This window comes from Mesorhizobium sp. B3-1-6 (assembly GCF_006439555.1).
Lineage (GTDB): Bacteria > Pseudomonadota > Alphaproteobacteria > Rhizobiales > Rhizobiaceae > Mesorhizobium.
The window spans coordinates 1-18,875 of the sequence record NZ_VFTM01000049.1 but is presented as its reverse complement, the minus strand read 5'-3'; the positions used below and the strand labels follow the sequence as shown (position 1 = coordinate 18,875).

Annotated in this window: 18 protein-coding genes, 1 pseudogene and 1 riboswitch; of the genes and pseudogenes, 10 read left to right on the top strand and 9 right to left on the bottom strand. The window is 64.3% G+C overall.

All coding sequences use genetic code 11. The features are described from left to right. Positions 1 to 197: 197 nt before the first annotated feature. From cpaB to FJ414_RS29210, 9 genes are all read left to right on the top strand, one after another. On the top strand, positions 198 to 1,118 hold the full coding sequence (gene cpaB / locus FJ414_RS29250; RefSeq protein ID WP_140647830.1) for a Flp pilus assembly protein CpaB: 921 nt from the start codon (positions 198 to 200) through the stop codon (positions 1,116 to 1,118). A gap of 101 nt (positions 1,119 to 1,219) precedes the next feature. Continuing rightward, complete coding sequence (locus tag FJ414_RS29245; RefSeq protein WP_226891767.1) at positions 1,220 to 2,587, top strand: type II and III secretion system protein family protein; 1,368 nt, start codon at positions 1,220 to 1,222, stop codon at positions 2,585 to 2,587. A gap of 4 nt (positions 2,588 to 2,591) precedes the next feature. Beyond that, positions 2,592 to 2,867, top strand: coding sequence for a hypothetical protein (locus tag FJ414_RS29240; protein ID WP_140647828.1), 276 nt, complete (start codon positions 2,592 to 2,594; stop codon positions 2,865 to 2,867). Positions 2,868 to 2,880: 13 nt separating this feature from the next. Continuing rightward, positions 2,881 to 4,095 (top strand): response regulator, encoded by a 1,215-nt coding sequence (locus FJ414_RS29235; protein ID WP_140647827.1) that lies wholly within the window; start codon positions 2,881 to 2,883, stop codon positions 4,093 to 4,095. After that, complete coding sequence (locus tag FJ414_RS29230; RefSeq protein WP_140647826.1) at positions 4,092 to 5,513, top strand: CpaF family protein; 1,422 nt, start codon at positions 4,092 to 4,094, stop codon at positions 5,511 to 5,513. The genes FJ414_RS29235 and FJ414_RS29230 overlap by 4 nt, the downstream gene beginning before the upstream one ends. 4 nt (positions 5,514 to 5,517) lie before the next feature. Continuing rightward, positions 5,518 to 6,483 (top strand): type II secretion system F family protein, encoded by a 966-nt coding sequence (locus FJ414_RS29225; protein WP_140647825.1) that lies wholly within the window; start codon positions 5,518 to 5,520, stop codon positions 6,481 to 6,483. Position 6,484: 1 nt separating this feature from the next. Beyond that, a complete protein-coding gene (locus FJ414_RS29220; protein WP_140647824.1) occupies positions 6,485 to 7,447 on the top strand; it encodes a type II secretion system F family protein in 963 nt (320 codons plus the stop codon). A 286-nt stretch (positions 7,448 to 7,733) separates the two neighbouring features. After that, complete coding sequence (locus FJ414_RS29215) at positions 7,734 to 8,207, top strand: hypothetical protein (RefSeq protein WP_140542191.1); 474 nt, start codon at positions 7,734 to 7,736, stop codon at positions 8,205 to 8,207. A gap of 180 nt (positions 8,208 to 8,387) precedes the next feature. Then, the gene (locus tag FJ414_RS29210; RefSeq protein WP_140647823.1) at positions 8,388 to 9,560 is read left to right on the top strand and encodes a GGDEF domain-containing protein; all 1,173 of its coding nucleotides are present in this window, start codon (positions 8,388 to 8,390) and stop codon (positions 9,558 to 9,560) included. A 15-nt stretch (positions 9,561 to 9,575) separates the two neighbouring features. On the opposite strand, the gene gcvP is transcribed toward FJ414_RS29210, so the two are convergent. Genes gcvP through gcvT form a run of 3 tightly spaced genes read right to left on the bottom strand, consistent with a single transcriptional unit; the run spans position 9,576 to position 13,879 of the window. Then, positions 9,576 to 12,386, bottom strand: a complete 2,811-nt coding sequence (gcvP, locus tag FJ414_RS29205) for an aminomethyl-transferring glycine dehydrogenase (RefSeq protein WP_140647822.1) — start codon at positions 12,384 to 12,386, stop codon at positions 9,576 to 9,578. Between the two features lie 17 nt (positions 12,387 to 12,403). Then, positions 12,404 to 12,772, bottom strand: a complete 369-nt coding sequence (gcvH, locus tag FJ414_RS29200; RefSeq protein ID WP_140647821.1) for a glycine cleavage system protein GcvH — start codon at positions 12,770 to 12,772, stop codon at positions 12,404 to 12,406. 6 nt (positions 12,773 to 12,778) lie between these two features. Then, positions 12,779 to 13,879, bottom strand: a complete 1,101-nt coding sequence (gene gcvT, locus FJ414_RS29195; RefSeq protein WP_140647820.1) for a glycine cleavage system aminomethyltransferase GcvT — start codon at positions 13,877 to 13,879, stop codon at positions 12,779 to 12,781. Between the two features lie 149 nt (positions 13,880 to 14,028). Then, positions 14,029 to 14,115: riboswitch (glycine riboswitch) on the bottom strand. A gap of 223 nt (positions 14,116 to 14,338) precedes the next feature. On the opposite strand from gcvT, the gene FJ414_RS29190 reads away from it, so the two are divergent. Next, the gene (locus FJ414_RS29190) at positions 14,339 to 15,340 is read left to right on the top strand and encodes a hypothetical protein (protein WP_140647819.1); all 1,002 of its coding nucleotides are present in this window, start codon (positions 14,339 to 14,341) and stop codon (positions 15,338 to 15,340) included. Here FJ414_RS29190 and FJ414_RS29185 read toward each other — a convergent pair. The 6 genes and pseudogenes from FJ414_RS29185 to FJ414_RS29160 all read right to left on the bottom strand — a co-directional run. Continuing rightward, entirely contained in the window at positions 15,337 to 15,789 is a 453-nt protein-coding gene (locus FJ414_RS29185) for a GNAT family N-acetyltransferase (protein WP_140647818.1), read from the bottom strand. The two genes, FJ414_RS29190 and FJ414_RS29185, sit on opposite strands and share 4 nt — an antisense overlap. Further along, positions 15,789 to 16,580 (bottom strand): molybdopterin-binding protein, encoded by a 792-nt coding sequence (locus tag FJ414_RS29180; protein WP_140647817.1) that lies wholly within the window; start codon positions 16,578 to 16,580, stop codon positions 15,789 to 15,791. Before FJ414_RS29180 ends, FJ414_RS29185 begins: the two co-directional genes overlap by 1 nt. A gap of 1 nt (position 16,581) precedes the next feature. Continuing rightward, a complete protein-coding gene (locus tag FJ414_RS29175) occupies positions 16,582 to 17,463 on the bottom strand; it encodes a cytochrome b/b6 domain-containing protein (RefSeq protein WP_140647816.1) in 882 nt (293 codons plus the stop codon). 99 nt (positions 17,464 to 17,562) lie between these two features. Beyond that, a complete protein-coding gene (locus FJ414_RS29170) occupies positions 17,563 to 18,234 on the bottom strand; it encodes a DUF1345 domain-containing protein (RefSeq protein WP_140647815.1) in 672 nt (223 codons plus the stop codon). A 26-nt stretch (positions 18,235 to 18,260) separates the two neighbouring features. Then, positions 18,261 to 18,728 (bottom strand): YaiI/YqxD family protein, encoded by a 468-nt coding sequence (locus tag FJ414_RS29165; protein WP_140647814.1) that lies wholly within the window; start codon positions 18,726 to 18,728, stop codon positions 18,261 to 18,263. Positions 18,729 to 18,794: 66 nt separating this feature from the next. Beyond that, positions 18,795 to 18,875 (bottom strand): annotated as a pseudogene (locus FJ414_RS29160) (aldehyde-activating protein); the annotation flags it as partial.

Sequence of the window (18,875 nt, the reverse complement as noted above, 5' to 3'; positions counted from 1 at the left end):
GGCGAACGAGTTCCTGTTCCGTTCAGGGATCAAACTGTCTCTTATTCTAAAACCATTCGATAACCAAGCCGGCCGAAATAGGGCGGTCGGCGTGCCCCGGTATTCCCGATTCTTTAACATTAACGCCTAGCGTGAGGCCCAACCAACAAAAGACCACGGGCGTCAGGGGTTTCGTTGTGAGGGGCAGGGCCATTACCATGATCGGCATCGCCGCCGTGTTCGGCGCGATCTCGATCTTTGCGGCGGATTTCTGGGTCAAGAGCCAGGCAAAGGCTCAGCCCGAGGTCAAGGTCGTCTCCGTCATGGCGCCGCAGCAGCCCAAGGTCGAGTTCAAGACCATCGTGGTGGCGCAAGCGCCGCTGCGTTACGGCATGGAGCTCGGACGGCCGCAACTCGCCGAGATTCCGTGGCCTCAGGATTCCCTGCCGCAAGGTGCTTTCCCGACGATCGACAAGCTGCTTGCGGACGGCAGCCGGGTCGTGCTGTCGCCGATCGAGGTCAACGAACCGGTGCTGCTCACCAAGCTGTCGGGGCCGAATGGCCGCGCCACCCTTTCCAACATGCTGTCGCCGGGAATGCGGGCCGTCACCATCCGCACCGATGAGATCGCCGGGGTCGGCGGCTTCATCACGCCGGGAGACCGCGTGGACGTCGTGCTGACGCGCGACGCTGGCGATATCCAGGAAGTGTCCAAGAATGCGCAGGGCGCCGCCGGGTCGACCGTCACGTCCGAGATCGTCGTCTCCGATGCCAAGGTGCTTTCGGTCGGACAGGGCGCCGACGAGCGCAAGACGGAGCCGCAAATCGCCAATTCCGTGACCCTCGAAGTCACCAACGAAGGGGCGCAGAAAGTGGCGCTTGCCCGCACCGTCGGCACGCTGTCGTTGTCGCTGCGGTCGGCCGCCGACGCAACCGCCAGCAATGGCGGGCTTACGACCATCTCGTCCTTCGGCGGCTCGGTTGCCGCAAACGCGCAGGCGAACGCCGCCTCGCTCGTCAAGGCGATGACGAAGGACCAGGGCGAGCCGAAACTAAAGACGGTGATCGTGACGCGTGGCGACAAGGTCGAGGAATACAAGGTTCCTTCACGGGAACCGCCGCAGGAACTGCAGCAATAGCCGGTGGGGACCGGCGGGGACGGGGCAAGATGTTCGGGTTTGATGCATTTCGGACGACCGGGGGATGGCGTCTTCTCGGCGCGATAGCGCTGGCGGCGGCAATGCTTGGCGTCGCCGCGCCGGCAAGGGCTGGCAATGACGTCGTCTATGTATCGGCGAACAAGAACGCCTCGATCAAGGTGGCCAAGGGCAAGCCGAAGACGATCATGACAAGCGCCGCCTTCTACCAGATCGTCATCGGCGATCCGGAGATCGCCAACGTCAATCCGCTGACCGACAAGTCCTTCTACGTGCTCGGCAACAATCTGGGCACCACCGGTATCGCCCTGTTCGACCAGAACAAGCAGCTTGTCGGCACCATCGATATCGAGGTGACGCTGGATACAGACCAACTGGCCAGCACCATCCGCGCCAGCGTTCCCGACGCCAAGATCAAGGTCGGTTCGGCGAACGGCCGCGTCGTGCTGTCGGGCGAGGCCGACGATGCGGTCGCCGCCGACAAGGCCAGCAAGATCGCGTCGCGCTTTTCCGGCAACGAGGAAATCATCAACTCGGTCAACATCTCGTCCTCGCAGCAGGTGCAGCTCAACGTCCGCTTCGTCGAGATCAATCGCCAGGCCGGTCAGGATCTCGGCGCCAAATACGCCGCCAATTTCGCCTATGGCATCGGCAACCGCAAAGTCGTGCTGAGCCCGGATGGGGGAAACCTGACGGCTGCCGGAACAGGCGAGATCATCGGCAGCCTGCTGTCGAACGGCGTTTCGATCGACATCGCCATCAAGGCGCTGGAGGAACGCGGCCTGGCGCGGCGGCTGGCGGAGCCGAACCTGATTGCGCGTTCGGGCCAGACGGCGAGCTTCCTTGCCGGCGGCGAGTTCCCGATCCCGGTTTCCGAAGACAATGGCAAGATCAGCGTCACCTACAAGAAGTACGGCGTCGGCCTGGATTTCACGCCGACGGTGCTGAAGGACGGGCTGGTAAGCCTCGACATCGCGCCGGAAGTGTCCTCGATCGACCCGTCCGCTTCCATCCAGGTCAGCAGCGGCATTTCCATTCCGGCCTTCATCGTGCGCCGCGCCAGGACATCGGTCGACCTCAAGAACGGCCAGAGCTTCATGATCGCCGGCCTCCTGCAGTCGCAGAACGACATCACGACATCGCGGGTGCCGGGGATCGGCAGGCTGCCGGTGCTCGGTCCGCTGTTTTCGTCGAAATCCTATCAGCGGCGCGAGACCGACCTGGTCATCATCGTCACGCCTTACCTGGTCAAGCCGGTCGATCCCTCGAAGAAGATGGTCGAGCCGACCGACGGCACCCAGCCGGCAAGTCCCGCCGACTATTTCCTGAACAACACAGAGGAAGTGGACGCCTCGGCGTCGAAGCGTCCGGTGACGCTGGCGGACGGCAGCGCCGCCCGCCCGATAGCTGCCGCCACGTCCGGCCACTTCCTCGATCTGCCAAAGGACTAAGGCCATGCGCATCCCCGTTTGCATCGCTCTGCTCCTGGCCGGTTTCGCCGGCGGCTGCACCAGCGACGACTATGTCCGCACCGAAGGGGTGACGCTCGGAGTCGGCAACGCACAGGCGTCCAACACCGCCATGCAGATGGTCGATCCGTGGAAGTACGGCGTGCAGAACACCCGGCTTCTCGTGCCGGCCCAGCGTCCGGGTTCCGAGAGCACCGCCGTCGGTGCGAAGGCCGGCTCGGGGTCGGCGCCGACGACATCATCATCAACGACATCGGACTGATGGGCTGACGACGATGGCATCTGGTAGCAAGACCAAGAAGATCCTGCTCGTTTCGACGGACACGACGTTCTTGCAAGACACACGGACAGCTTTCGCGGCCTCCGAGGTCATCGAGCTTTTGACGCTGGAAAAGAGTGTCAACGAGCTGCGCGGCGAGATCCTCGAGACGGACTTCGGCACGGTCATCGTCGACATGGATGCAGCCAAGCTCGAGGAAATCGAGTCGCTGCAGCGTGTCATGCGACGGCTGGAAGGCAGCATTCCGGTGATCGTCGTGACCCAGGAATTCAACGCGGCGGCGGTGCGTATCCTGGTGCAGCTCAAGGTCGCCGATTTCCTGGTCAAGCCGATCACCACGGCCGACCTCGTGCGTTCCGTTATCCGTGCGCTGCAAGGGCCGGGGCGGGAAGAGAACACCGAATCGCACATCTACACGTTCATGCCGGCCGCCGGCGGCGTCGGTACCACCACGCTCGCCTTGCAGACGGCGTTCCAACTGCATCATTCGGTGACGCGCGGCGCCTCGACATGCGTCGTCGACCTCAATTTCCAGCAAGGCGCCTGCGCCGAATATCTCGATCTCGAACCGCGCTTCGACATTACGGAAATCGAGAACCAGCCGGAGCGCCTCGACCGGCAATTGCTTGACGTGATGCTGTCCAAGCATGCGAGCGGGCTGTGCGTGCTAGCCGCTCCCACGCGCCCGTCGGACATGCGCTCGTTCAAGACCGATGTCGTGGTGCGCATGCTCGACCTCGTGGCGGCCTATTTCGACAATGTCGTCATCGACATGCCGCGTACATGGTTCCCCTGGACCGAGACGGTGCTGCTCGGCTCGAACAAGCTCTATATCGTCGCCGAGATGACGGTGCCCTGCCTGCGCCATACGCAGCGTCTCATCCAGGCCGTCTATGAGACCGCCGGCAAGGAAGTGAAGCCCAACGTCATCGTCAACCGCTTCGAGCAGAAGATGTTCGACAGCGGCATCAAGCAGGCCGACGTCCAGGAGATACTCGGCGAGCATTTCGTTGGCGGCATCTCCAACAATTACCGGCTGGTGCGCGAGGCGGTCGACCGCGGCGTGCCGCTGCACGCCATCGACCCCAACGCCAATGTCGTCAACGACCTGAAGAAGATCATCCTGCCGGAGGAGGCCGTCCAGATGATGGCCAAGTCGAAGTCGCTGTTCGGCCTGGGCAAGGGCTTGCTGAAGAGGAAGGCAGGATGAACAGCCGCTTTTCCAACCTGCAGAGCCGCGACGTTCGTCCGCAGCGGGCGCCCGAATCCGCGCCGGTCACGCACAATGCCGTGATCATCCCGACGACCCGCAAGCCGGCGCCGCCGAAGCCTGAAGCAGCGCCTGCAAAGAGCGCCAACAAGGTGCTCGATGCGCGTGTGCGTATCCATCGCATGCTGCTCGAAGAGATCAACCTCGTGGCGCTGGAGCGGCTGCCCCGGGATGAAATGCGCCGGCAGGTGCATGAATTCGTCTCGGAAAAGACGCGCAATGAGCGGATGGCGATCAACAACGCCGAACTCGACGCCCTGGTCGACGACATCGTCGACGAGATGGTGGGCCTCGGCCCGCTGGAGCCGCTGCTCAAGGACCCCGAGATCAACGATATCCTGATCAACGGCCACCAGAACTGCTTCGTCGAAAAGCGCGGCAAGCTGCAGCAGGTCAATATCCCGTTCAAGGATGAGGCACATCTCCTTCGAATCATTAATAAAATCGTCGCGGCGGTCGGCCGCCGCGTCGATGAATCGCAGCCGATGGTCGACGCCCGCATGCTCGACGGCTCGCGCTTCAACGCGGCGATCCGCCCGGTCGGCGTCGACGGGCCGCTGGTGTCGATCCGCAAATTCTCCAAGAACAAGCTCGGCCTGCACAAACTGGTCGAATTCGGCGCCATCACCCAGAACATGGCCGAGGTGCTGGCGGCGGCGGTGCATGCCCGCAAGACCACGATCATCTCCGGCGGCACCGGCACGGGCAAGACGACGATGCTCAATGCTTTGTCGGCCTTCATTCCGGAAGACGAGCGCTTGATCACCATCGAGGACGCGGCCGAGTTGCAACTGCAGCAGCCGCATGTCGCGCGCATGGAAACGCGCCCGGCCAATATCGAGGGCCACGGCGAATTGAAGCAGCGCGACCTGGTCAAGAACGCGCTGCGCATGCGCCCCGACCGCGTGATCCTCGGCGAGTGCCGCGGCGAGGAAGCCTTCGACATGCTGCAGGCGATGAACACCGGTCATGAAGGCTCGATGGCCACCATCCATGCCAACACGCCGCGCGATGCTATCTCGCGTCTGGAACAGATGCTCGGCATGACCGGCATGCCGATGACCGTGCAGTCGATCCGAAGCCAGATCTCCAGCGCCATCGACATCATCGTCCAGCTGACGCGCCTGTCCGACGGCAAGCGCAAGGTGACCAGCGTCGCCGAAGTGACCGGCATGGAAGGCGACGTCATCCAGATGCAGGAGATCTTCCGCTTCGTGCGCACCGGCATGGAGGCGGACGGAAAGATCCTCGGCCACTTCGAAGCGACCGGCATCCGGCCACGCTTCCTCGAGGACCTGCGCAACATGGGCATCGAATTCCCGGGCAAGTATTTCGAACCCGGCCGGCCGCAGGACTAGGCCGGTGTTCGAGGGATTCAGCCCGGTCTACGTCGTCTACGCCGCGGCGGCGCTCACCGGCATCATGATCGCCGAGGGCCTTTATTTGCTCTATGCCGGGCGCAGCGACAAGCGCACGGCCATCAACCGCCGCATGAAGCTCGCGGAGAATAAGATCAGCCAGGAGCAGGTGCTGATCCAGCTGCGCAAGGAACGCGGGATCGACGGCGGCGGCTCCATCTTTTCTCTCGACCGCTTCCGCGCCCTGCGCACGCAGTCCGGCATGACCACGCCGCTGCCGAAGTTCCTGACGATCACCTCGGGCGTGGCCGCGGCGCTGGCGCTTGTCGGCATCTGGAAGGGCCTGCCGCTCCTGTTCGGCCTCATCCTGTTTGTCTTGCTGTTGCCGGTGCTGCCGGTAATGGCCATGCGCTTCCTGCGCAAGCGCCGGCACAAGCGGTTCGGCATGCAACTGCCCGAGGCGCTGGAGCTGATCACGCGCGGCCTGAAGGCCGGCCATCCGGTGCCGGTGGCGATTGCCATGGTGTCGCGCGAAATGGCCGATCCGATCGGCACCGAGTTCGGCGTCGTCGCCGACGAGGTGACCTATGGCTCCGACCTGGTCTCGGCGCTGAACAACCTTTTCGACCGGGTGGGGCATGAGGACCTGCCGCTGTTCGTCACGGCGGTGTCGATCCAGAGCAGTTCGGGCGGCAATCTGCGCGAGATCCTCGACGGCCTGTCGGCGACGATCCGCGACCGCGGCAAGCTGCGCCGCAAGGTGCGCGCCATTTCGACGGAAGGGCGCATGTCGGCTTACATCCTGACTGCGGTCCCCGTGCTTCTGTTCACCGCCATCATGGTGCTGATGCCGCAGTTCTACCAGGATGTCTGGGACGTGCCGAAGACCTGGTACATGCTGAGCGGCTCCGTGATCTGGCTGCTCCTCGGCAACGCCATCATGTTCAAGATGTCGAATTTCAGGTTCTGAGATGGAAGACGTCATCCGCTTCCTCGCTTCGCTCGCGCCGACCTCGCCGATGCCGGTCGCCGTGCTGCTCCTTGTGCTGGGCGGCGGCGCCGTCGCCTGGCCGCTGGTGCTCGCCAAGGGCGATCGCGGCGACGTCAAGCGCCGGCTGAAGGTGGAGATTTTGCAGCCGGCCGAGCAGGCGGAGCCCGCGCCCAAGAAGAGCACCAACGCCGTGCGCGAGAAGGCGGTGAAACGGGCGCAGGAGTTCTATGCCAAGAGCGATCCGGAAAATGTCGCGCGGCTGCGCCTGAAGCTCATCCAGGCCGGCTACATGGAGCCGCGCGCCGTCGGCATGTTCTTCCTGATCCGTTTCGCCGCGCTGGTCGGCGCGGCGCTCGGCGCATTCCTGGTCAACCACTGGGCGGCCAGCGCCGAGTCGACCATGACCAGCCGCTGGACCTTCATCATCCTGTCGGCTGCAGGCGGCTATTTCCTGCCTGGCCTGGTGCTGACGCAGAAGGTTCGGGAAAAGATGCGCGAATACCGCAACGGCTTTCCCGATTTCATGGATTTGATGATCGTCTGCTCCGATGCCGGCATGAGCATGGAGGCCGGCATCGAGCGGGTCTCCAGGGAGCTTGCCAGGACCTATCCGTCGCTCAGCCAGAACCTGATCCTGGTGTCGCTGGAGTTGCGGGCCGGGCGCAGCCTCGACGACGCGCTGAAGGCGCTTGCCGACCGCCTCAGCCTCGACGAGGTTCGCTCCTTCGCGACGCTGCTGCAGCAATCCAAGGAACTCGGCACCAGCCTGTCGGGCTCGCTGCGCGTCTTTTCCGACGAAATGCGGCACAAGCGCATGTCGCTGGCCGAGGAGAAGGCGCATGCCCTGCCGGCCAAGATGTCGGTCCCGGTGACGGTTTGCATCCTGCCGGTGGTGCTGATGATCGCCATCATACCGATCATCGTGAAGCTGACCGCGCACTAAGGATTCAGGTGAGGCCGGCCTGCAAGTACCGGCTTCCTGCGCTTCCGGCCTTCGCCGGCCGAAGCGCTCGTGAGTGTCTCCGCTCTATGAAGGTAACGGCCGGCGTAGGCCGGTTCTCGGAACCCGTCGCTTTCGGCTCGGCCTGACCTGAATCCGGGCAACCGTGGTTAACGCATCCTCTGCGGGCAACCAAAATTTAGCTGCATTTCGGCACCGAAGCTTAATCGCTCTTCTGTATGGTTTTTCCTGAAGAACGACCCGGCAAATCGGGCGATGGGGCAGGGGCATGCGTCAGAGACTTCCCAGGGCAGCGGCGGCGTTGGCGGCCGTCTTGATGATTACCGGCTGCACGACGAACAACAACGTCGACACAACCAAGACCACGGCGATCCAGCCGGTGGCCAAGGATGTCAGCGCCAACGACCTCGTTGAAGGCAAGGCGCAGTTCCGCGAGGCGAATTTCGGCCTTGCCGAACAGCATTTCCGCAAGGCGGTAGAACTCAAATCCGACAATGCCGAGGCCTGGATGGGGCTTGCCGCATCCTATGACGAGCTTGGCCGCTTCGACTTCGCCGATCGCGCCTATATGCAGCTGTTGAAGGTCGCGGGGCGCAAGCCGCAGATCGTCAACAATATGGGTTATTCGCAGCTTCTGCGCGGCAACAAGAAGAAGGCGCGCGCGCTGCTGCTCGAAGCCAAGGCCGGCATGGCCGACCAGACGGTGGTCAACGCCAATCTGGCGCTGCTCGACAAGGGCTGATCCGTCTGCGGGTTCTCGTTTCCCGTGTATCGTCACGGGATTTCGCCTCACATGTCGACGCTTTGTAAACCCTGTGTCGAGGTAGCGTTGGGCATCGTCCGAAAACGGTTTGCGCCGGCCGCAGCCAGCCTACATTGAGGGGACGGGCACCGGCTAGACGCTAAAGGCAGTTCTTCACGGATGTTGGATTTCAGTTCGCTCCTGCTCGCGGCGGCACTGTCGGGCACATGCCTCAGCATCACCATGTTTGCAATCTGGCTCACCACGCCGCGGGCGCGCTTCGTGCTCACGGTCGCCTGCGGCACCCTGGTGCTCGTCGCCCATGTCGTCGCGTTCTGGCGCTATGCCAAGGATGCCGATCCCTGGCTGTGCCAGGTCGTGCTGGCGCTGTTGACCCTGGGTTTCCTGATCATCTGCCTGTCGGCCATGCAGTATCTCGGCTTTCGCGACTACCGCCGCGCCATTGTGCCGGCGCTGGCCGCGATGGCGGCCTGCGCTCTGGTCACCTATCTCGGCTTCGACGGCATCGGCTTCCAGATCACCTATGCGGCCGTGACGGCGCTGCTCGCGGCGATCGGGGCGATGTTCTGGATGAAGGGGGATCACGACCGGCGGATCCTTCTGGTCGTCTCCTTCCTCAGCGGAGCCTGCGGTCTGTCCTTCGCGCTGTGCGGCGCGGTGTTGCTCGTCCAGGGGCAAAGGGTCCTCGGCGCCGCGCCCGACAATTGGGCGGAACGGCTGAACTCCGTCGTCGCGGTCGCCTGCATGACCGGCCTCGGCGCGCTGACGCTTTCGCTGCACCACCTGCAGGCGCAGATCGAGCTCAAGGCCGAGACGATGACCGATCCGCTGACCGGCCTGATGAACCGCAGGGCGCTCACCGAGCTTTACGGCGATCGCAGCTTCGGTCCGTTCATGGCGATCGCGATGTTCGATCTCGACCATTTCAAGATGACCAACGACGTCTTCGGTCATCCCGTCGGCGACCAGGTGCTTTGCCGCTTCGCGGCGGTGATCAAGAAATACGGCAGGGCAGGGGTCGACGCATTCCGGCTGGGCGGCGAGGAATTCGCGCTCGTCATGACGCGCGTGACGCCGGAAAAGGCGCATGACATGGCAAGCCGGATCGGCGTCGCTTTCGGCACCGAGATCGTTGCGACCCATCGCGGCCCGCTGCGCAGCAGCGTCAGCGGCGGCGTGGGATTCGGCTCGACCGCCGGCCGCCCCCTCGACGAGGTGCTGGCGCAAGCGGACGCCGCGCTTTATGCGGCCAAGCGTGCAGGACGCAACCGCGTCATCGCTCAGACCGAATTGGGCCAGCCCGATGTGGGGCCGGCCCTGAAAACCGCCTGAGCAAAACCTGGGCTGCTACTCCGCGGCGCCGAGATATTCCGACAGCGGCGGGCACGAGCAGACCAGGTTGCGGTCGCCGGCGACATTGTCGATGCGCGAGACCGGCGGCCAGTATTTCGCCGACAGATCCGCGTCGCCCGCCGGATAGGCCGCCTCCAGCCGCGAGTAGGGATGCTTCCACTCACCGGCAAGCGCCTCCGCCGCGGTGTGCGGGGCGTTGACCAGCGGGTTGTCGCTGGACGGCCACTCGCCCTTCGCCACTTTCGCCGCCTCGCCGGCGATGGCGATCATCGCCTCGCAAAAACGGTCGAGCTCGCGCTTGGGCTCGGACTCGGTCGGCTCGACCATCAGCGTGCCGGCGACCGGGAACGACATGGTCGGCGCATGGAAGCCGTAGTCGATCAGGCGTTTGGCGATGTCGTCGACGCTGATGCCGGCGCTTTCCTTGAGCACGCGCGTGTCGAGGATGCATTCATGCGCGATGCGATCGCTCCTGCCCTTGTAGAGCAGCGGGTAGTGCGGCGCGAGCCGCGTCGCCACGTAGTTGGCGGAAACGATCGCCGTCTCGGTCGCCTGCTTCAGGCCGGAGCCGCCCATCATGCGGATGTACATCCACGTGATCGGCAGGATCGACGCACTGCCGAAGGGCGCGGCGGCAACGGCATGCTCCGAGCCTTCGGTGACATGGCCCGGCAAATAGGGTTTCAGATGCGCCCTGACGCCGATCGGGCCGACGCCCGGGCCGCCGCCGCCATGCGGGATGCAGAAGGTCTTGTGCAGGTTCATGTGGCAGACGTCGGCGCCGATGTCGCCGGGGCGGGCGAGGCCGACCAGGGCGTTGAGGTTGGCGCCGTCAAAATAGACCTGGCCGCCATGCTCGTGGATCAGCGCGCAGAGATGGCGCGCCCCTTCCTCGTAGACGCCATGCGTCGAAGGGTAGGTGAACATCAGCGCCGCAAGGTTCTTGGAATGCTCGTTGGCCTTGGCGCGCAGATCGTCCATGTCGATGTTGCCGTCGTCCAGGCAACGCACGACGACGACACTCATGCCGGCCATCGCGGCGCTGGCCGGATTGGTGCCGTGCGCGGAGGACGGAATCAGGCAAACGGTGCGGTGGCTTTCACCGCGCGCGCGGTGATAGGCGCGGATGGCGAGCAGGCCGGCATATTCGCCCTGGCTGCCGGCATTGGGCTGCAGGCTGACGGCGTCGAAACCGGTGATTTCCGACAGCCAGGCCTCCAGATCGCCGACCATCTTGCGATAGCCCTCGCAATGGCCGGCCGGCGCGAAAGGATGCAGATTGGCGACGCTCGGCCAGCTCACAGGCATCATCTCGGCGGCGGCGTTGAGCTTCATGGTGCAGGATCCGAGCGGGATCATGGTGCGATCGAGCGCGAGGTCCTTGTCGGCCAGCCTGCGCAGGAAGCGCATCATCTCGGTTTCGGAATGGTTGTCGTGGAAGACCGGCTGGGTGAGGAATTCCTTGCCGCGCGGCTTGCCCGGCATGGAGCCGCCTTCCGCCGCGCCGGGCTTGGCCCCGAACAGGGCGGCGATCGCCTCGAGGTCGGCTTCCGTGGAAGTCTCGTCGAAGGCGACACTGACGCAGTCGGCATCGATGACGCGCAACAGCCGGCCGGTCTTCTGAGCGGCAGCTTCTATTGCCGCGGCCTTGCCCTTCACTTCCGCGGTCACTGTGTCGAAGCGGCTTGCGCCAAGCACAGCAACGCCTGCAGCCTTGAGGCCCGAGGCGAGGCGATCGGCAAACCCGTGGATCTGACCGGCAATCGCCTGCAGGCCGGCAGGACCGTGCCAGATCGCATAGGCCGTCGCCATATTGGCCAACAGCGCCTGCGCGGTGCAGATGTTGGAGGTCGCCTTGTCGCGGCGGATGTGCTGCTCGCGCGTCTGCAGCGCCAACCGGTAGCCCGGGCGGCCCATGGTGTCCGTCGACTGGCCGACCAGGCGGCCGGGCATCAGGCGGGTCAGCTTGTCGGAAACGGCGCAATAGGCGGCATGCGGGCCGCCAAAGCCCATCGGCACGCCGAAACGCTGCATCGGACCGACGGCGATGTCGGCGCCAAGCTTCGCCGGCGCGTCGGTGAGGGTCAGCGCCAGCGGATCGGCGATGAAGACGACGAGCGCGCCGGCGGCACGGGCCTTCTCGATCGCCGCCTTGTGGTCGCCGTAGACGCCGAATGTGTCCGGCCAGGATACGAGCAGGGCGGCGGTGTTGTCGTCGATCGTCTCGCCGTCGACCTCGATGCCGAGCGGTTCGGCGCGGGTGCGCACGACGTCCAGCGTCTGCGGATGCGGCGTGCCGGCAAGCGCCACCTTGGTGCGCTTGTCGCGGTGGTGGCGCAGCGCGATGCCGACGGCTTCGGCGACGGCGGTGGCTTCATCGAGCAGCGAGGCGGACGCCACCGGCAGGCCGGTCAGTTCCGTCACCAATGTCTGGAAGTTGAACAGCATCTCCAGCCGACCCTGGCTGATCTCGGCCTGGTAGGGGGTGTAGGCCGTGTACCAGGCCGGGTTCTCGAACAGGTTGCGCTGGATGACCGGCGGCACGAAGACGCCATGATAGCCGGCGCCGATGAAGCTTTTCAGCACCGTGTTCTTCGCCATGATCGCAGACAGTTCGGCCAGCGCTTCCGCTTCGCTGGCCGGAGCCGGCAGGTTGAGCGGCTGGTCGAGGCGGATCGATCTCGGCACGGCCTGGCTGATCAGCGTTTCGACGGACGGAACGCCGAGCACGGCAAGCATGGCTCTGACATCGTTGACGCCCGGGCCGATATGGCGGGCCGAGAAGGGAGTAAGCGCTGCGGTCATGTCTTTATGTCCTGATATCAGCCGATATGGGCTTTGTAGCCGGCCTCGTCCATGAGGCTGTCGAGCTGGCTTTCGTTGGCGAGCTTCATCTTCCAGAGCCAGCCGTCGCCGGTCGCGGCCGAGTTGACCAGCGAGGGATCGGCCGACAGCGAGGCGTTGGCCTCGGTGATCTCGCCGTCGACCGGTGCGTAGACGTCCGACGCCGCCTTGACGGATTCGACGACCACGGCGGTGTCGCCCTTGGCAAGCTTGCGGCCGATTTCCGGCAGCTCGACGAAAACGAGATCGCCGAGCTGTTCCTGCGCATAGTCGGTGATGCCGACGGTGGCGACGCCACCCTCTACGCGCAGCCATTCATGGTCTTCGGTGAAATAGGTCTTTGCCATTGGGTCTTATCCTTTGCGGTAGCGATGTGGGGTGAAGGGCAGGGACGCGACGTCGACCGGGATTTTCGTCCCGCGGACGTCGGCGAAGAGTTTCGTGCCGGGCTTGGCCAGCGGGGTGTTGACGTAGCCCATGGCGACGGGGTGCCCGGTCGAAGGGCCGAAGCCGCCCGAGGTGACGTGGCCGGCCGGATTGCCGTCGGCATCGATGAGCGCCGCGCCGGCGCGCACCGGCTGACGCCCTTCGGGCTTCAAGCCGACGCGCTTCTGCGACGGCCCACGCTCGATGACAGAGCGCAGCGCGTCGGCGCCGATGAAATGACCCGAGGCCCGAACCTCCTTGGGAATCGCCCACATCAGTCCGGCGCTTGCCGGGTCGATTTCCGGCGTCAGGTCCTGGCCGTGCAGGCAAAGCCCGGCCTCGAGCCGCAGGCTGTCGCGAGCGGCAAGGCCGATCCACTGCACGCGCTCGTCTTCCAGGAGTCTGGCAACAAGATCGCGGGCATCCCTCTCCGGCAGGCCGATCTCGAAACCGTCCTCACCGGTGTAGCCGGAACGGCTCATGAACCAGTTTTGCCTGGGCTCGACCCCGTGCATGAAGAGCAGCGAGCCGGTTTCGATGCTGGCCCGCGCAAGGGCTGCCCAGGCGTCCGGTCCCTGGATCGCCAGGAACACGCGGTCAAGCGGCTCGACCTTGGCATCGAAATCGGCGGAGAGGTCGCGCAGATGCTTCTCGTCCTCGACGGCGTTGCCGGCGTTGGCCACCACCATGAACCGGTCATCGCCCAGGCGCGTCACGATCAGGTCGTCGATGATGCCTGCCGCCTCGTTGAGGAAGAAAGTGTATTTGGACTGCGAGATGTCCAACGCGCCGGCATCGAGCGGGCAGGCGCGGTTCAACAATGCGATGGCTCCCGGACCGGCGACCTCGAACAGCTTCATATGCGAGATGTCGAACAGGCCGGCATGCTCGCGTGAGTGAAGGTGCTCCTTCATCACGCCGGGCGGGTAGGTGAGCGGCATCGACCAGCCGGCGAAGGCGCCGAAACGCGCGCCCGCGGCCTGATGCAAATCCTCAAGGGGTAGATGTCTGGTGTCGTCGCCTGTCATGTCTTCTCCAGAGTCGCACGCAATCGACCGCCGGCGGCGGCCTAATTCGTGCCCCTCTGTCTGAAGCCTGAGAGACTCGCGCCCCGTAACTCTGTCGGCAGCGCTTACACCTTCGGCGCGGGACGAATCCCGACTTTCCAGAGTTGTCTTTCCCGTCTACGGTTCTTTTGCCTGAGAGATTTCGGGCGATTTCCCCTTCGGCGACAGCTTGCGCTGCTCTCTCTCGCAAACAGGTAGGACTCAGTCGCCTGAGCCCCCGACGCGCCATCCATAGCCCGTCGGCGACACCTTGTCACCTCCCAGCGACATTTAAAGCGTGCCCTGCGTTTCGGCGATATGCATTGGCCGACAAGGCTTCGCTAACCACGCCGTTTGCCGGTTTCTCAAGACAATGCTGATAAAGCTCGGTGGGGTAATGCACTGAGTTCGCCGGCAGCGGGCGACGGGCAGGGACGGCAAATGGGCGAATTGATCATGAGCGCTCCGGTGGCGGGGCTGACCTCGAAGAACAAGATCACGGCCGAAGACGTGACGATGCTGCGGCGCGAGGTTTTCGCGGATGGCGTGATGGGTCGCGGCGAGGCGGAGGCGCTGTTCGCGCTCGACCAGACGGCGCGAGACAAATGCGGCGAATGGGCGCCGTTCTTCGTCGAGGCGGTGACCGACTATATCGTCCACCAGGAAAAGCCGGAAGGCTACATCTCCGAGCAGAATGCCGACTGGCTGGTCCGCACGATCTCGCGCGACGGCATGGTCGACAGCCGCACCGAGCTGGAGCTGCTGGTGCATGTGCTGGAGGAAGCGAAATCCTCGCCCGGCCAGCTCTCGGCCTATGCGCTGGAACAGGTCGCGCATGCGGTAATCGACGGCAAAGGCCCGTTGATGCTCGGCGATCTCGTACCTGGGCTGATCACCAAGGCCGAGGTCGATCTGTTGCGGCGCATCCTCTATGCCTATGGCGGCGACGGCAACATCGCCATCAGCAAGGCCGAGGCGGAGGTCCTGTTCAGGATCAACGACCGGACCGCGGCCGCCGAAAACGATCCGTCCTGGAACGACCTCTTCGTCAAGGCGATCGCCAACTATGTCATGTGTTCGACCGGCTACGAGCCACCGACGCGGGAAGTGGCGCTGCGCCACGAGACCTTCCTGGACGAGGCAGGCCCGACGCTTGGCGGTTTCTTCAGCCGGATGGTCTCGGGCGGGTTCGCGGCAATCCTCGAAGCCTACCATTCGCCCGGCGATATCGAGGCGGAATGGGAAGCCAGGAACCGGGCCACCGAAGCGCTTGCCCGCCGCGCCGAGACGATCGATGCGAGCGAGGCCGAATGGCTGGCCGAGCGCGTCGGCGGCGGCCAGCGGCCGCTGCGCGACAACGAGCGCGCACTGCTGACGCTGATCAAGCACGCTTCGCCGGAAATCCACCCGGCGCTGAGGCCGCTGCTCGACAAGGTTGCTTAAGCCTCCGTCGCGCCCGGTCGATGCCGGGCGGCTATCGTCTTACAAAGGATGACGTTGGAATGGCCTTCGGGCCATTGCGGCAACTCGGCCATGCGCTCGAAGCCGGCTTTTTCGTAAAGGCCCGGCGCCTGGAAGTCGTGGCTCGAAACCCATACCCGCCCGACGCCCCGGCTGGCGGCCTCGGCTGTGAAAGCATCGAGCAGCTTCTTGCCGTAGCTGCGGCCTCGATAGGCTTCATCGACCCACATCAATTTGAGTTCGGCGGTTCCTGCCCACGAGTAGCCGGCGGCAATGCCGATCACGCCTCCGGCCTCGTCGCGGATCACGAAGATCAACCCCCGATCATCATCGCAGCCGGTTTTGCGTCGGTTGTCGCCGTTGAGACGTTCCTCGAGGGCAGCCAATTCGATGGGCGACAGATCGTGCTCGGCCTGCAGGCGAGGGACCATCAAATCCCGCCATACCAGTCGTAGCCATTGTCCTCCCAGTAGCCGCCGCGGCCGCCGCCGACATTGGCAAAACTGTCGACCAGCTCGATCTTGTAGATGTATTTGGGCATCTTGTAGCCGAGCTGGCGCTCGACCCGCACGCGAAGCGGCGCGCCGTTCTCGACCGGCAAGGGCTTGCCGTTCAGGCCATAGGACAGAATCGTCTGTGGATGGCGGGCGTCGATCAGGTCGATGGTGCCGTAATATTTGATGTTGCCAGACAGGCTTTGCTCAATGGTGTCGAGGCAGTGGAACATGACGTAGCGGGCCTGCGGCTTGACCACCGCCTGGTCCAGCACCAACGACAGCGGCGTGCCGGTCCATTTGGCGATGCAGCTCCAGCCTTCGACGCAGTCGTGGCGCGTGATCTGGGTGCGGCTCGGCATGTTCTGGAGCTGCTCGCGGGTCAGCGACAGCGGTTTTTCGACGAGGCCTGAAACCTCCAGGCGCCAGTCGGCGAAATTGTTGGCGAGCAGACCCTTGTAGGTGTCGTCATCGGGCGCCGTGATGCCATTCGGCCGCTGCGGCTGGCGGATATCGGCCTCGGTGAATTCCGGCGCCAGCGCGTCGCGGCCGGCAAGCAGGCGCTGCGCGCGCCAGGTCAGGCCGTTGGCGTTCTCGAGGAAGCTGCGCAGGCCGCCACCGATGCCGAGGCCGTTGTCGAAGGCATCGCAACCCGACAGCGCGATCCCGGACAGTCCGAGGCTGCTGGCGGTCAGGAACTTGCGGCGGCTGATTTGGAATTTTGCCATGTCAGGCGCTCCTCTCGCTCGGCTCGGCGTGCTTCGTGGGCGGGTCGGTGCGGTACCAGCCGGTGATGATCGAGCGCAGCTCGTTGATCGGGCCGGCGGCGAGAATCATCAGGATGTGGATGACGAAGAAAAGGACGAGCAGCACCATGACGGTGAAATGGATGGTCCGCGCCGTCTGCCTGCCGCCGAGTATCTCATTCAGCCAGGGCAACACCGAATTCATGCTCGGCGACATTGCAAGCCCGGTGATGATCATCAGCGGCAGCAGCACGAAGAGCACGCCGCCATAGGCCATCTTCTGCAGCGTGTTGTATTCGCGCGTGTGATGGAACTTCATCTTGGCGTGATCGACGATGTCGCGCGGCAGCTTGCGCAGGTCCGACACGCGAGGGGCGAGATCGCGACGGATATGGCCGTTGACCAGGCCGGCGATCAGCCAGACGAGCAGCGTCGTGGTCAGGATCCAGGCGAAGAAGAAATGCACGACGCGGGCGGTGCCGAGATCGTAATAAGAGGGAATTGTCGCCCAGGCCGGGAAGGCGCGCGGCGTCTCTTGTCCCGGCGGCCCGGACCAGCCGAGCACGCCTGTGGTGTCGAAGCGATGGCCGAAGATTTCGGTGAAACCGCGCGGTCCGTTGGCGGTATTCTCGGCGCCGATCTGGAGGATGGTGTTGTTGAACTCGAAGCCGGACTGCTTGCCGACATAGAGCTGCGGTCGCGCATTGAAGATCTGCAGACCGGAAAGCAGCATGAAGAACAGCGAGAAAGCCCAGAGCCAGTGGGTAAGGCGGGTCCAGCCCGACTGCCGGTAAATGAGCGGCCCATTTTTCGGCGCAGGTTTATCGGCTTCTGCTACCGGCTCGTTCCTGGCAATGGTTTCCATCTTCGTCTCCGGCCCTGCACCGCTCACCGCTTACCGGCTTGCGTTCTTCCTCCCAATACGCCGTCAGGCAAAGCGTTGTTTCATGCGATCACGGATTTATTACGGAGAACCCAGGCTGACCGCGAGATTGACCGCCGCGGCAACGATCACCGTGTTGAAGAAAAAGGTCAGGACCGAATGGACGAGCACGACCAGGCGCATCTGCGAGGTGGTGATGGCCGTGTCCGCCGTCTGCGCCGTCATGCCGATGACCGTCGCGAAATAGAGGAAGTCCCAGCCTTCCGGTCTTCTACCGCCCGGAAAATCGAGGCCGCCGACTGGCATCTTCTTCTGGGTTTTCTCGTCGAGCTCGTCGCCATCCTTCCAATAGACATGCGCATAGTGCAGCGACGCCATAGCGTGGATGGTGAACCAGCCGAGCGGGATCGACAGCATGGCGAAGGCGAGCTGCAGGCGATGAGCGGCATCGTTCTGGTTGATGAGCAGGAACAGCGACACGATGGCGGCGCCGACGACAAAGAGCGTGACGGCGAAGATCAGAAAGACGGGCAGGTCGGTCGCGCGCGCGTTCTTGCTGAGATAGCGCCCGGTAAGGCTGGGCATCAGAGCCAGCACCAGGGCGATATAGCTGGCGAAGAACACATTGGCGCCGATCGAGTAGGGCAGCGGCGCGCGCAGCAACAAGGCAAGCAGCAGCGCGACGATGCCGATGGCCGCGGCGAGGGCGAACTGCATGTGCCGATGCATCGGCGTGTTGAGATCCTCACCCATGGCCCGAGGCCCCTGAAGACGTTGGATCAGTCCGGTGTGACGGATTTCAAAGCCCGCCGCAAGATGCGGTCGAGCTCGCCGAGAAACTGCGAGCGGTCCTTCTGCGTGAAGCTGGCGTTGAACCCCCGGCTCTCGCCGGTTTCGCGCAGATGCTGCTTGAGGTCGCGCATCGCCACCGCCATGCCTATGGTTTCCGGCGTGAAGGGGCGGCCGGTGGGGCCAAGCACATGCGCGCCGAGCGCCACCGTGCGCGCGGCAAGTGGAATGTCGGCCGTCACCACGACATCGTTGGCCTTGGCATTCTCGACGATCCAGTCGTCCGCCGCGTCGGCGCCCTTGGAGACGACGACGTTGCGGACCATCGGATCGCGCGACGGCCGCAGGCCGCCATTGGAGACATAGGTGACGATGACGCCATGGCGCTCCGCGACCTTCTCGACCTCGGCCTTGACCGGGCAGGCGTCGGCATCGACGTAGACAACGGGTGCGGGCATCGTTACTTCCAAACAAACATGGGGCCGGCGTGTCAGCCAGCCCCATGGCAGAAATCGTAGGATTTGTCAGGCCGCCAAGGCGCCCGACTTCTTGGCGGTCCAGGTGGCGATATAGTCCATCAGGCCGGGGCTGAGGCAGTCATAGGG

What these genes read in the sequence shown, in the direction of transcription:
- gcvP (WP_140647822.1), bottom strand. Translation starts at nt 12,386, where the DNA reads ATGACCGCAGCGCTTACTCCCTTCTCGGCCCGCCATATCGGCCCGGGC.
- cpaB (WP_140647830.1), top strand. Translation starts at nt 198, where the DNA reads ATGATCGGCATCGCCGCCGTGTTCGGCGCGATCTCGATCTTTGCGGCG.
- FJ414_RS29180 (WP_140647817.1), bottom strand. Translation starts at nt 16,580, where the DNA reads ATGGCAAAATTCCAAATCAGCCGCCGCAAGTTCCTGACCGCCAGCAGC.
- gcvH (WP_140647821.1), bottom strand. Translation starts at nt 12,772, where the DNA reads ATGGCAAAGACCTATTTCACCGAAGACCATGAATGGCTGCGCGTAGAG.
- FJ414_RS29235 (WP_140647827.1), top strand. Translation starts at nt 2,881, where the DNA reads ATGGCATCTGGTAGCAAGACCAAGAAGATCCTGCTCGTTTCGACGGAC.
- FJ414_RS29170 (WP_140647815.1), bottom strand. Translation starts at nt 18,234, where the DNA reads ATGGGTGAGGATCTCAACACGCCGATGCATCGGCACATGCAGTTCGCC.
- FJ414_RS29175 (WP_140647816.1), bottom strand. Translation starts at nt 17,463, where the DNA reads ATGGAAACCATTGCCAGGAACGAGCCGGTAGCAGAAGCCGATAAACCT.
- FJ414_RS29215 (WP_140542191.1), top strand. Translation starts at nt 7,734, where the DNA reads ATGCGTCAGAGACTTCCCAGGGCAGCGGCGGCGTTGGCGGCCGTCTTG.
- FJ414_RS29245 (WP_226891767.1), top strand. Translation starts at nt 1,220, where the DNA reads ATGCTTGGCGTCGCCGCGCCGGCAAGGGCTGGCAATGACGTCGTCTAT.
- gcvT (WP_140647820.1), bottom strand. Translation starts at nt 13,879, where the DNA reads ATGACAGGCGACGACACCAGACATCTACCCCTTGAGGATTTGCATCAG.
- FJ414_RS29190 (WP_140647819.1), top strand. Translation starts at nt 14,339, where the DNA reads ATGGGCGAATTGATCATGAGCGCTCCGGTGGCGGGGCTGACCTCGAAG.
- FJ414_RS29230 (WP_140647826.1), top strand. Translation starts at nt 4,092, where the DNA reads ATGAACAGCCGCTTTTCCAACCTGCAGAGCCGCGACGTTCGTCCGCAG.
- FJ414_RS29185 (WP_140647818.1), bottom strand. Translation starts at nt 15,789, where the DNA reads ATGGTCCCTCGCCTGCAGGCCGAGCACGATCTGTCGCCCATCGAATTG.
- FJ414_RS29210 (WP_140647823.1), top strand. Translation starts at nt 8,388, where the DNA reads ATGTTGGATTTCAGTTCGCTCCTGCTCGCGGCGGCACTGTCGGGCACA.
- FJ414_RS29240 (WP_140647828.1), top strand. Translation starts at nt 2,592, where the DNA reads ATGCGCATCCCCGTTTGCATCGCTCTGCTCCTGGCCGGTTTCGCCGGC.
- FJ414_RS29220 (WP_140647824.1), top strand. Translation starts at nt 6,485, where the DNA reads ATGGAAGACGTCATCCGCTTCCTCGCTTCGCTCGCGCCGACCTCGCCG.
- FJ414_RS29165 (WP_140647814.1), bottom strand. Translation starts at nt 18,728, where the DNA reads ATGCCCGCACCCGTTGTCTACGTCGATGCCGACGCCTGCCCGGTCAAG.